This is a genomic window from Desulfitibacter sp. BRH_c19, from assembly GCA_001515945.1.
Lineage (GTDB): Bacteria > Bacillota > DSM-16504 > Desulfitibacterales > Desulfitibacteraceae > Desulfitibacter.
Map to the genome: position 1 here is coordinate 80,976 of LOER01000034.1, position 13,358 is coordinate 94,333.

Sequence of the window (13,358 nt, forward strand, 5' to 3'; positions counted from 1 at the left end):
TTGCACCGTCTTTTATATTTATTATACATCGACACCTATGTTTTAGGCAATTTCTCTATGGTGCTATTAACATCTTCCATAGCAAGGTTACCCTTAACACCTAATCATAGTCTTTTGATGCATACAATAACTCCCAGAAACTCTATATTACTAGCTACTACTAGAATTATTGTAATGATAATTTTTATTCCTCAATATTATTTACAGGTTTGCATCTACTTGCTCTATATGCTGATCAATTTTCTCGATTTCATCCTTGTTAAACTTATGGAACAAGTAAATTAATCCAATTAATACAGCCACTGATACAATAAGTGAAACTATGACACTTTGAGTTATTCCTGCAACAATAAAGCCAACTAATGCAGCTGCAGCACCTGTTGATGAATATGGGATTTGTGTCCTTACGTGATCAACGTGAGGACAACCTGCACCGGTAGATGAAAGAATTGTGGTATCTGACAATGGTGAACTATGATCACCCCATACAGCTCCACTTAATAAAGCAGCCATACATAAAGCTATGGATGTATCGGAAAAAACTGCTAATGGAATAGCAATTGGTATCATAATAGCAAAGGTTCCCCATGAAGTACCAGTTGCAAAGGCCATAAAACAAGCAACGAAAAATATCACCATAGGTAGTGTCCATGCAGGCAATGATTCTGTTACTACTTCTGCTAGGAACATGCCAGTACCTAGTTCACTCGTAACTGAACCAATACTCCAGGCTAGAACTAGAATTAAAATACCTGGAAGCATAGCCTTCATACCTGCAACAACAGCTTCAATTGATTCAAGAATACCAATAACTTTTCTGACCTTATACCATAACATAGATATTACTATTGTTAAGAATGTACCGTACACCATGGCAGTTACAGAATCAGTATCCTGTAATGCTTGTGATACGCTTTTACCTCCATCAAAAAATCCACCAGTATATAGCATAAATATTACTATTGAAGCGACTAACATAACAATTGGGAAGACCATATCTGCAACTTTTCCATTTGGTGAGCCTTCAATCCTATTTAGCTCATCCCCTGGAGGAGCTACACTTCCTTCCTCATAAAGAATTCCCTTGGCAACTGCCCTTTTCTCAGCTTTAGCCATGGGTCCATACTCTAGATTAGTGAAAATGATTACTGCTACCATTATTAATGTTAACCATGCATAGAAGTTATATGGAATTGTATAGATGAACTCCATAAATGGGTTATTATCAAGTCCTAATTGATTAAACTGATCCCCCATCATACCAACAATATAAGCAACCCATGTAGATATAGGCATTAATATAACAACGGGTGCAGCAGTAGAGTCAGTAATATAAGCAAGCTTTTCTCTTGAAATTTTAAATCTATCAGTAACAGTTCTCATAACTGAACCTACTGTCAATGCATTAAAGTAATCATCAAAGAATAGCGCAATCCCTGTTGCAAATGTTACTCCCTGAGCACCTCTTCTTGATTTAATGGTTTTCGAAGACCAGTCAGCGAAAGACCTAGCTCCGCCAGCTTTTGTTATCATCCCAAGAACACTTCCTAAGAACAATGTATAAATTATTGTACGCATATTCCAGTCAGGATCACCGGCACTTTGAAAAACAAAATCAAACACTCCAGTAAAACTTGCCATCAGGTTACCATCAAAGAGTATAAAAGATCCTACCATAATACCAACAGTTAAAGATAATAATACTTCCCTGGTCACGATAGCTAATACAATAGCTATCACAGGTGGTAACAATGATATCCAGCCGTAATGTTCCACAAATATACCTCCCATTTCATTTTTTTACTAAACTGACAATTCTTACTTTTCCTCCTGTTTCTTCACCTCCCCTTCATTTTTTTGCATCATAACTGAAGGCTAAATTTCACCTTCTATATTGCATCTTACCTTATTAAAAGGATAAGATAATGGGCAACAAGATTGGAATAAGTATGGTTAGTACTACCCCACTAATCATAGCAATTAAGGCTACCTTTGTTCCTAAAGTTTTAAATATTAATGGTAAAGTTGTATCCATGGCAGTTGCTCCTCCTGGAGTACTAGCAGAAACAGGGCTTACCTTTGTTGCTAGAATTGGAATTATTATAAAGGAGCCAATCTCTCTAAAGAAGTTAGCCAAAAAGGCTACTGTCCCCATCTCAGAACCTGCAAGATTTGCCAAGACCCCCCCTGCAACGCTATAAAACCCACAAGCGGCTCCTATGGCAATAGCACTTTTAGCATCTATATTTACAACCAGACCTGCTAAAAACGCTCCTAAGGAACTTCCAAATAATACCCCAAATGGAACAAGAATGCACTTCCAACTCAAGCTCTTTAGACTATTAATTAAATTTTCATCATTACCTATATCAGTTCCTACCCCAAAACATAAGATATATAAGGATAGTGTAATTGTCAAGTCTAAGGTTTCCAAGTTAATAGTGAAGACCTTACCTAGAATACCACCAATGAAAAGTGTTATAAGCACCCTTTTGACAAAGGAATAATTAGTTGCTTGCTGTGTTTCATTCTTAGTTTGGGTTGAGATTTCTTTTTGACTTACAACATTATCATATTGAAACAAATGAAGCCTTTTTTCCATTAGCCAAACGACTACCACACTACCAGCTACGGAGGTGAGCATGAGCAGTAGTGCTTTTATACTAAGTACTCCAATACTATTAAAGACAGCCTCATCTAAAGTAATCTTTGCACCTAATGCCCCTATGAGGCAAATCAAACTAACAACAGTTAATTTCCCTAAAATTTGCAGTAATCTTTCTGAAAAAAACTTACTGTAACCTACAAAAATACCACCTAACAAGGATACAACTAGCAGGCTCATAAATTGCCACCATTGTTAGTATTCAATTCCAAGTTACGCATTTTATACTGAAGTGTTTGTCTAGGAATTTTAAGCATTCGAGCAGTCTGAGTTACATTCCAACTACATTTTGCTAGCGCATCCCTAATGAAATTAGCCTCTATAGTGCTTAAAGCTTCAGGTAATGATTGAACATCTAAAATACTCGGCAAACTTACTCCATAAATATTGTTTCTACTAAAATGCTTCGTAAGATATAATGGCATATGTTCTAATTTTATTATTGAACCTGACATAACGTTTATAGCATGTTCTAAACAATGCTGCAGTTCTCTTACATTACCCGGCCAATCATAATTATCAAAAACTGTCATAACCCTGTCCTCAACACCTTTTATGCTTACATGAAACCGGTCACCAAGTTTATTAATAAAATGATTAACCAGGGGTGGAATATCTTCCTTCCTCTCTCTTAATGGAGGAATGTACAAGGAAATAACATTTAGTCGATAATAGAGGTCAATGCGCAGATTTTTATTCTTAACAGCTTCAGTTGGGTCCACATTTGTACATGCCACAATTCTTGATTCAGCATGCCTTAGTTTTGTATCACCAATCCTCCTAAAACACCCCTCTTGAAGCACTCGAAGAATTTTACTTTGTAATTCAAGGGGCATAGAATTAATTTCATCAAGAAGAAGCGTTCCCCCATGGGCAATCTCTAATAATCCTGGCCGGTCTTCTGAACCAGTAAAACTTCCCTTTACTGTGCCCATGAGAATACTTTCTAATAGAGTAGCAGGTAATGCGGCACAGTTTTGAGCTACAAATGGTTTATTCCCATTATCTCCTTCATTATGTATAGCTTGCACAAAAACTTCTTTGCCAGTACCTGTTTCTCCATATAAAAGTATAGGAGACGGGCTATATGCAACCCTTCTAGCAAGCTTTTTTAACTTAATAATTGCTTGGCTTTCACCAATTATATCATCCAAAGTAAATCTGCTGGAATAATTGTTATTATAGGATGAAGATGCTAATTTTTTTTTATTATCCATGAGTTTTGCTTGTAAGTCTACAAGTCTCTCTGATAAATTCTTTATCTCTGTTATATCCCTAGAAATATCAAATGCACCTATCAATACACCGTCTTTGAAGAGAGGATATGTTGAATAAAGAACAGTTCCTTTCTTGCCAGTATTTGTAACCAAAGTCTGTTGTTGCTCAACAACTGGCCACTTAGTTTCTAAAACTTTTAATAATGAACTATTATTTTCGTTAAGACTTGGATATATAGACAAAAGATGCTTTCCTATAACTTCCTCAGGATTTAAACCCTCCATCCTAGTAGCAGCTTTATTATAAAAAATCGTTACACCATTACAATCTATAACGGTAATTGCACTATCAATGGCATCTAGTATACTAATAAAAATATGTTTTTCAATATTTCCCCTTAGATGAAACTCCATGCTGCTATCACCCCAATTAATAATATTCTACATTGATAGCAAGAATTCCTACATAACTTTAATAATAAATCATGTATATCATGTATACAATTAACTCAATACCCTTCACCATCACTTAAATTTGGGTTTTCTCTTTTCAAAATATGCTTTAAAGCCCTCTTTAAAATCTTCCTTGGTAAAACAGTATCCAAATAACCTGGTTTCATAAGCTAAGGCCTCTTTAATGGCCATATTTGAACCGTTATGAACAGAATCTTTAACTAGTGATATTGCATTGGAACTTTTAGCTTTTAATATATTGGCAATTTCATAAGATCTTTCTGGTAGACTCTTGGGATTTACAACATGATTTATTAGGCCTATTTGATATGCCCTTTTAGAGTCAATAATATTACCTGTCATCATCAACTCTAAAGCAATTCCTTTACCAACAAGTCTAGGCAATCTTTGAGTGCCTCCAAAACCCGGAATAATTCCAAGGCCTACCTCAGGTTGACCAAAACGGGCTTTATCAGATGCAATTCTTATATCACAAGCCATGGCTAATTCAAGTCCTCCACCTAGACAATATCCTTGAATAACGGCAATAACAGGTATAGGCAGTTCTTCAATTGTACAGAAAACTCTATGTCCCAGCTTTACATATTCCATAGCTTCCTCTGGAGTAAACTCAGCCATTTCCTTAATATCTGCTCCTGCAATAAAGGCCCTTTCTCCAGCACCTGCAACCATAAGAATCTTTACCTTAGGGGATAGATTGTCCAGCACGGATATAATTTCTTTCAAAGCCTCTATTGTTAAACTGTTTAAAGAATTCGGTCTATTTACAATAAGACTTCCAATATCCTCTTCTACTGTGAATTTAATATTCTTGTACATGACTGTTCCTCCTACTTTATAAGTTTGGGGACATGTCCTATTTCAAGAGGCATAATGCATCATGCTTCTACTTCTAGTAACAGTAAAAACCTCTCCCAGTCTTTTTACCCAAATATCCTGCATTAACGTATTTTTTTAATAGGGGGCAAGGCCTATATTTGCTATCACCAAATTCTTCATGCAACACTTCCATTATTGCCAAGCAGGTATCTAAACCTACTAGATCAGCCAACGCAAGTGGTCCCATGGGCTGGTTTGCTCCAAGGGTCATAACAGTATCTACATCCTCTGCTGTAGCTATCCCCTCGTAAACTGTGTATATAGCCTCATTAATCATTGGTATGAGAATTCTGTTTAGGACAAATCCAGGAAAATCCTGTACCTCAACACATGTTTTCCCCATCTTTTCACCAGCTTTTTTGACTGATTCATAAGTTTCCTGAGATGTATCAAGCCCCTTTATTATTTCTACTAGTTTCATAAGGGGAACAGGGTTCATAAAGTGCATTCCAATAAACTTATCTCGTCGCTGAACGTTTTTTGCTAGAGCTGTAATAGAAATGGAAGAAGTGTTTGATGCGAAAATAGTTTCTTTAGAACAAACCTCATCTAGCTTTTTGAAAATTTTAGTTTTAATATTGTAATCTTCAACTATAGCTTCAATAACTAATTGAACTTTCTGAGCTTCCTCTAAGTTAGTACATGGATGTATTTTCTTTATTATAGCACCTTTTGTCTCTGGTGTAATCTTGCCCTTTTGCACACTTCTTTCTAGAAATTTACTTATGGACTTTAATCCCCTTTGAACAAAGCTTTCATCTATATCATAAAGATACACTTCAATTCCGGCAGCCCCTGCAACCTGAGCTATGCCAGAACCCATTTGGCCAGCTCCAACTACCATTATCTTGTTGATATCCATAGCACTCATCCTCTCCATAGCCTAGAGATTTACTAGCCGAGCGTATTACTCTCTTTCTAATACAGCTGCAACCCCTTGCCCTCCACCAATACATAGGGTTGCCAAACCTAATTTAGCATTATCCTTTTCCATTCTATGCAATAATGTAACAAGGATTCTAGCTCCACTTGCTCCAACAGGATGACCTAAACTAATAGCTCCTCCATTTTTGTTGACTTTTTCCATATCAAATCCAAGTTCCTTTGATACTACTAATGATTGTACTGCAAAGGCTTCATTAGCTTCTATAACATCAATGTCTTCTAATGTTACTCCTGCCTTTTTTAGTGCTTTTTCTGTAGCTGGTACAGGACCAATTCCCATAATCCTTGGTTCAACTCCTGCTGATGCATAGGACTTTATACTTGCTAGGGGCTTAATCCCCAATTCCTTTGCTTTATCTTCGGACATCACTACTACTGCAGCTGCACCATCATTGATTCCTGAAGCATTTGCCGCTGATACTGTACCATCTTTTTTAAAGGCTGGACGAACTTTTTTCAGACCTTCAACTGTTGATCCACTCCTGGGAAATTCATCTACCGAAAATACTATTGGTTCTCCCTTTCTTTGGGGTATAATGACTGGAACTATCTCATCAGCAAATAGCTTTTCATTTATTGCTTTTTCCGTCTTTTGTTGACTTTTTGCTGCAAATTCATCTTGTTCTTCTTTTGTTATGTTCCACTTTTCTGCCATATTTTCTGCAGTAATACCCATGTGCACATTTTCAAATGCACACCATAATCCATCCTTTATCATGGAATCAATCAGTTTTCCATCTCCCATTTTATATCCTGAACGAGCCTTATCTAGAAGATAGGGTGCCATGGACATGTTTTCCATGCCACCAGCGACTACTATCTCTGCATCACCTAAGGCAACAGCTTGAGCTGCTAAATTAACTGATTTCAGCCCCGAGCCACACACCTTATTGATTGTCATTGCTGGAACTACATGGGATAATCCAGCGCTAATCGATGCCTGCCTTGCAGGGTTTTGCCCAAGTCCAGCCTGTAGTATATTACCCATTATTACTTCATCCACCTGTTCAGGAGAAATCTTAGCCCTCTCTAATGCTTCCTTGATAACAATAGCTCCTAGTTCTACTGCGCTGGTGTTAGCTAATGTTCCTCCAAAGGAACCAATTGGTGTTCTTACCGCGCTCACTATCACAGGTCGTTTCATCTTTATCGTCTCCTTTCGCTACAATATTAAAACACTCGGCCTCTAAAAAGCAGATTTTAAGGTTTTATGCTGGCTTCTAATTAACCGGCATGTCCTCTTTCTATACACAGATAGTTTTAACTTCTGCTGGTATTATCAAATCCGCTTCTGTAGCTTTTATTACATCTTCCACAGTAACACCAGGTGCCACTTCCTTAAGAACTAGTCCATTTGTTGTAACACTAATAACAGCCATATCTGTGACTATCAAATCAAGCTCATTAATCGCCGTAAGGGGCAATGTACACTTCTTTAATATCTTAGGGCTTCCATCCTTAGCTACATGTTCCATAGCAATTATTACTCTTCCTGCCCCAACTACTAGGTCCATGGCACCACCCATACCAGGTACCATTTTGCCTGGAACCATCCAATTTGCAAGATTTCCTTCCTGGTCTACCTGTAGTGCTCCTAAGACAGTTGTGTGAATATGCCCACCTCTAATTATCCCAAATGATGTTACACTATCAAAACAGCAACCCCCTGGTAAAATTGTTACAGGACTGCCTCCTGCATTAACACAGTCTGCATCTATATCACCTTCCAATGGTGCTGGACCTATTCCTATAAAACCATTTTCTGATTGGAACATTACATTTACATCTGCTGGTACATAATTCGCACACATTGTTGGCATTCCAATTCCAAGATTGACAACTGTTCCACCTACAAGCTCTCTGGCAATTCTTTTTGCTATCATTATTCTGGCCTCTTTTTTATCCATTTTGGCTCCCCCCTTTTACCAAAATGTCCACAAAAACACCAGGTGTGTGTACCATATCTGGGTCTATATCACCGACTTCTACGATTTCTTCTGCTTCAACAATCACTAGATCAGCTGCTGTTGCCATTACTGGGTTAAAATTTCGGGCTGCTTTTCTAAAAACTAGATTACCATTTTTATCAGCCTTGTGTGCTTTAAGTAGTGCAACGTCTGCCCTTAAAGGCAATTCTAGGAGATATTTCTTTTCTTCTACTGTGATGATCTCTTTTCCTTCTTCTACAACAGTTCCCACTCCAGTTGGTGTCAGTATTCCTCCTAGTCCTGCACCTGCTGCCCTTAGCTTTTCAGCCAAGCTACCTTGAGGTGTAAGGATTACGTCCATTTCACCTGATTGCATCTGTTTCCCTGTACTTGGATGAGCTCCTATATATGAAGCGTAGACCCTGGAGAGCCTATTATGATCCTGAAGCTTTCCTACTCCTTTTCCAGGGAAGCCAGTATCATTACATATTAATGTTAGACTTTTATAACCCTGGTTAATAACTTCATCTACTAACAAATCAGGGCAACCACAGCCAAGAAAACCTCCAATGGCTACACTCATTCCATCCTGCATTTTACTTATTGCCTCTTCCACTAAAAGAATTTCTACCATGTCTCTATCTCCTTTAAGAAGGTTTTTTAATAGAACAGGGCCTGCTTATACCCAAAAGACCTCTAGCTTCATCCGGTGTTGCTATTTCTCTTCCAAGCTCTCCAGCCACTCTTACTATTCTCTCTACCAGTTGGGCATTGCTTTTAGCAAGTACCCCTTTTGTATAAAAAATATTATCTTCAAAGCCCACCCTTACGTGTCCTCCTAGTAAAACTGCCATGACTCCTAAGGGTAGTTCCATCCTTCCTATTCCTGCAACTGTCCAAGTAGACCCAACAGGCAATGTCTCAACCAAATGTATAAGGTTTTTTGGTGTCCCGGGGATTGCACCTGGTACTCCCATAACCAAGTCAAAGTGAAGAGGTAACGAGAGCAAGCCCTTTTTTACAAGCATTAGTGCATTATTAATCATGCCAACATCAAAAACTTCAATTTCTGGCTTGACACCCATTTCTTGCATGTAGGAAGCAAATTTTTCAATATCCTTAGGTGGATTATAAAAAACCTCATCCCCAAAATTTGCTGTTCCTGTAGTAAGGGTTGCCATTTCAGGTTTAAGTGAAACTGGCTGTAGTCTCTCTTCTGGGGTCATGCCAACTGCACCACCAGTTGATGTTTGGATAATGATATTGCTTTTGGATTTAATAGATTCAATATAACTCCTAAAAACTTCTTTATCCTGGGTTGGCCTGCCTTTTATATCTCTTCCATGAAGATGAATAATCGAAGCTCCTGCCTTTTCACATTCTACAGCTACCTGAGCAATTTCATCTGGAGTAATGGGTAATCCTGGTTGCTGTTCTTTTGTTACTTCCGCTCCATTAATTGCCGCAGTAATGATGAGCTTTTGCATGTTAACTCTCACCCCCTGATTTTCTCTGCTTATTCTTTGGAACCACACAAGTTCCTGAAGCCCTACCCACCAATATCGGCTTACTTAGAACATCAGCTGCCGATTCATGCTTGCCATTTTTTTTAGCCGTAATCACCTTTTTAGCTTCAAACTCCATTCTTCTTGATGTATTTCCAATTTTTACAATTCTGCCCCATGCTTCAATGAAATCTCCTGCATATACCGGTCCTAAAAATTCAATATTATCATAAGCAACGAAGAGACCTTCATCCCCATCAAGTCTTATTAATAGCTCTGTAGCTACATCACCGAAAAGCTGCACCATTTTAGCTCCATCTACCAATCCACCTGCATAATGAGCATCATGATCACTCATCCGTACCCTTACCATTGCCTGATAGTCCATAGCTGCCCCTCCTATACGTAAAGCTTTTCCAACATTCTTAGTAGATCAGGAGACTCCTTGGCAATTGCTAAGCTAATTTCAGCATGATCTTTTGTATATCCATTACCTACAATCATGTTAACATCCTTGCCAACACCTTCTGCACCTAAAGCTGCCGCAGTAAAGCTTGTAGCCATACTAAAGAAATATACTGTACCTCCATCTCTTGTAGCTAGGATTGAAGCCATTTCCGTATTAGGTATATTTACACAGTTTATTGTAACGTCTGCCATTTCCCCATTTGTTAAGCTTTTTACTTCTTCATAAACTGCCAGGGCATCTGTTGCATCTGCTTGAATAACTTCATCAACATGGCCAAGCTCTCTCATTCTTTCACAGCTGCTATTGCCAGAGCCCATTCCTATGATTCTACCTGTAATTCCTGCTCTTTTTTTCGCTTCATAGGCACAAAGCATACCTGATTTTCCTCCCGCCCCTATGATAAATACCCTATCCCCAGGCTTAACAAGCTTTGCCGTCTGGGCAGGAGCACCTGCAACATCAAGAATTGCAAGGGCCAAAGGCTCTGACATATCTTGAGGCAGTTTAGAATAAATCCCACTTTCAAATAGAATGGCTTTACCCTTTATATCAACTTGATCCTTATGAAGATGTACTTCTAATATTTCATCAATACGTAGTGGTGTCAATGAAAGGGATACTAAAGTGGCTATCTTGTCCCCTACCTTCAATGGTATCTTTCCTTCTAGGGCACTACCTATTTTTTCAACTGTACCTATGAGCATCCCACCAGAACCTGTTTCAGGATTATGATGTTTTCCTCTTTTCGCTACTATATCAAGCATTATTTTTTTAACACTATCGACATTATCATTGGCTTGTTTCTTTATTTGTGTAAAGCTTGCACTATCAACATTTAATGTTCTAACCTCAATAAGTATCTCGTTGTCAAATATCTCCATATTGTTATCTATTTGCCATGCTGGTTGAGGTAAAACCCCCTTTGGCTCTATCACTCTGTGAGTACCATATGGACATCCTTTTTTCATCTAAAAAACCTCCCTTTTTCTCCTCTTAAGTTCTTGTACAATATATGAAGCAACATTTTCTGCATAGGTGCCTGGACCAAAGCCTGCATCATATCCTAATTCCTGAGCAAGTTGATGGTCTATCCTAGGTCCACCTACAGCTAAAATTACTTTGTCCCTGATGCCTTCAGCTTCCAGTATTTCGATTAATCTAGTTAAGTTAGTAATGTGAATTTCCTTTTGTGTTACAACCTGAGACACTAATATAGCATCGGCTTTAATCTCAATTGCCTTGGCAACCAGCTCTTCGCATGTAACCTGCGAACCCAAATTATACGCGTCTATCCCCTTATAGCTTTCTAGCCCTTTATGATGGTTAATTCCTTTCATATTCATAATGGCATCTATACCAACTGTATGAGCATCACTTTCAATACATGCACCTACTATATTCAGATGTCTACCAAAGTTATCTTTAATAAATGCCTCTACTTCTGCCTTTTCCATTACTTTAACTTTTATTTTTTCTACTCTAACTTTCGTAACATCAATACTCTCTATTGCTCTTCCGTAGATTATAAAGTAGGAAAAACCTTTTCCTATGTCTTTTGAGAATACTACCTTTGGCTCATCAAGACCCATTTTGCCCGCCAACTGCTTTGCTGCCTCTATAGCTTCATCACTATAATCAATTGGTAATGTAAATGATAGTTGAACAGCCCCATCGTCTAAGGTATCACCATATGGTTTAACGCTTTTCAAATCCACATCCATTTAGCTGCCTCCTTTCAACATTGTATTTAAAAATGGATTGTAATAATCCGGTTCTTTAAATACCACCCCATTTAATCCTTTTCCACCTTTTGGACCACGTGAGATATCAGCGAACATACCCTTATTGATTGATTCCATGAGTCCGTTATCTGCAATTGCTTCCAGAAAATTTACAGCATCATTAAGAACTTTTTGGGCCCTTTTTTGAATAAGACCATCCTGTTTAAATGATAGCTCTCCAGCTATATCTTTCATTGCAGTAAAGACATATTTTGCATTTTCTAGTGCCAAGTATCTATCAGCAATATGAGGAGTATGCAAAGCTTCCGTCAACATTCCAAGCAAATGAATACTTTGCCCAGACATAATTGATGCCATGTTAAACATACAATCCTGAATATGGCCTTTAAAAATATTTCCCGTCATATGCTTCGTTGGAGGCATATATTTTAGAGGAGCCTTTGGAAACAATTCTCTTGCCAAAACAGCCTGTGCTAATTCATAAACAAAGCTATTTTCCATTTCAGGGTTTAACTCATAAGCGTGGCCAAGAGCTACCTGCTCTGCTGTCATTCCAGATTGTAATGCAAGCTGTTCGTTGATAAATTGAGAAGCAGTAACTGTGTGAGCTGCGTCATAGGCATCTGCTGTTGTCAAATAATTATCCTCACCTGTATTGATAGTAATATTTGCAAACCCATTGATTAATCTAGAAAAGTACTGGTCAACAAAGGTACGCTGCATATTAATATCTCTAAATATAATTCCATACATGGAGTCGTTAAGCATAACATCAAGTCTTTCTAATGCCCCCATGGCAGCAATCTCAGGCATGCATAATCCTGAACAGTAATTTGTCAGGCGTATATATTTCCCTACCTCTTCGCCCACCTCATCCAAGGCACCTCTCATAATCTTAAAATTTTCCTGGGTGGCGTAAGTTCCTCCAAAGCCTTCAGTTGTGGGACCGTATGGAACATAATCAAGAAGACTCTGCCCAGTTGTCCGAATTACCGCCACAATATCAGCACCCTGGCGAGCCGCAGCTTGTGCCTGCTTAGCATCCTCATAAATGTTGCCTGTAGCAACAATTACATAAAGGAACGGTTCTGCACCCTGTCCCAATTTTGCAAGTAAGCTTTCTCTCTCTTGTCTCTTGGCATTGATCTTGGTTATTCCAAATTGTGATAATCTTTCTATTTCATCTCTAATTGCTCCATCATCTTGGATGGGGATCTTTGTGACCTGTATTTTACCTGCAGCGATTTGTTCTGCTAACTCTTGAGGGGTTACTTGATAATATACTACTCCATTTGCAAACCAATAGCTTGCCCCCAGACCAAGTCTTCCAGAGTCTAAAATTTGGTCTACAATAATATTAGGAAATGGAACTCCATCTTCCGTTGCACCATCTATTCCAAAAAGCCGTAATACAGCTCTTTCTACTGAAGTAGTTGTTCGTTGATTAATATGACTTTGGATATCTTCAGAAATCTTTTTTGCAGCAGACCTCGCCTTGAGTATTTGAGATACATCTAGATCCAACCTATTCATA

The 13,358-nt window shown here is 38.2% G+C and carries 13 protein-coding genes; all 13 read right to left on the reverse strand.

Annotated features, from left to right (window positions below):
* Nucleotides 1–201: 201 nt before the first annotated feature.
* Complete coding sequence (locus APF76_06125; GenBank protein KUO50037.1) at nt 202–1,776, reverse strand: hypothetical protein; 1,575 nt, start codon at nt 1,774–1,776, stop codon at nt 202–204.
* 133 nt (nt 1,777–1,909) lie between these two features.
* Nucleotides 1,910–2,845 (reverse strand): hypothetical protein, encoded by a 936-nt coding sequence (locus APF76_06130; GenBank protein ID KUO50038.1) that lies wholly within the window; start codon nt 2,843–2,845, stop codon nt 1,910–1,912.
* Nucleotides 2,842–4,296 (reverse strand): AAA family ATPase, encoded by a 1,455-nt coding sequence (locus APF76_06135; GenBank protein ID KUO50039.1) that lies wholly within the window; start codon nt 4,294–4,296, stop codon nt 2,842–2,844. Before APF76_06135 ends, APF76_06130 begins: the two co-directional genes overlap by 4 nt.
* Before the next feature lie 111 nt (nt 4,297–4,407).
* Entirely contained in the window at nt 4,408–5,175 is a 768-nt protein-coding gene (locus APF76_06140; GenBank protein ID KUO50040.1) for a crotonase, read from the reverse strand.
* A 73-nt stretch (nt 5,176–5,248) separates the two neighbouring features.
* On the reverse strand, nt 5,249–6,097 hold the full coding sequence (locus APF76_06145) for a 3-hydroxybutyryl-CoA dehydrogenase (protein KUO50041.1): 849 nt from the start codon (nt 6,095–6,097) through the stop codon (nt 5,249–5,251).
* A gap of 45 nt (nt 6,098–6,142) precedes the next feature.
* Nucleotides 6,143–7,324 carry an acetyl-CoA acetyltransferase gene (locus APF76_06150; protein ID KUO50042.1) on the reverse strand — a complete coding sequence of 394 codons (1,182 nt, stop codon included), beginning with the start codon at nt 7,322–7,324 and terminating at the stop codon, nt 6,143–6,145.
* A 100-nt stretch (nt 7,325–7,424) separates the two neighbouring features.
* Entirely contained in the window at nt 7,425–8,087 is a 663-nt protein-coding gene (locus tag APF76_06155) for an acetate CoA-transferase (GenBank protein ID KUO50043.1), read from the reverse strand.
* Nucleotides 8,080–8,742, reverse strand: a complete 663-nt coding sequence (locus APF76_06160) for a branched-chain amino acid dehydrogenase (GenBank protein KUO50044.1) — start codon at nt 8,740–8,742, stop codon at nt 8,080–8,082. Before APF76_06160 ends, APF76_06155 begins: the two co-directional genes overlap by 8 nt.
* Before the next feature lie 13 nt (nt 8,743–8,755).
* Nucleotides 8,756–9,595, reverse strand: coding sequence for a 3-keto-5-aminohexanoate cleavage protein (locus APF76_06165; GenBank protein KUO50045.1), 840 nt, complete (start codon nt 9,593–9,595; stop codon nt 8,756–8,758).
* Nucleotide 9,596: 1 nt separating this feature from the next.
* Nucleotides 9,597–10,001, reverse strand: coding sequence for a 3-aminobutyryl-CoA ammonia lyase (locus tag APF76_06170; protein KUO50046.1), 405 nt, complete (start codon nt 9,999–10,001; stop codon nt 9,597–9,599).
* A gap of 11 nt (nt 10,002–10,012) precedes the next feature.
* Entirely contained in the window at nt 10,013–11,050 is a 1,038-nt protein-coding gene (locus APF76_06175; GenBank protein ID KUO50047.1) for an L-erythro-3,5-diaminohexanoate dehydrogenase, read from the reverse strand.
* A complete protein-coding gene (locus APF76_06180) occupies nt 11,051–11,803 on the reverse strand; it encodes a hypothetical protein (protein ID KUO50048.1) in 753 nt (250 codons plus the stop codon).
* Nucleotides 11,804–13,357 (reverse strand): D-lysine 5,6-aminomutase subunit alpha, encoded by a 1,554-nt coding sequence (locus APF76_06185; protein KUO50049.1) that lies wholly within the window; start codon nt 13,355–13,357, stop codon nt 11,804–11,806.
* Nucleotide 13,358 lies beyond the last annotated feature (1 nt).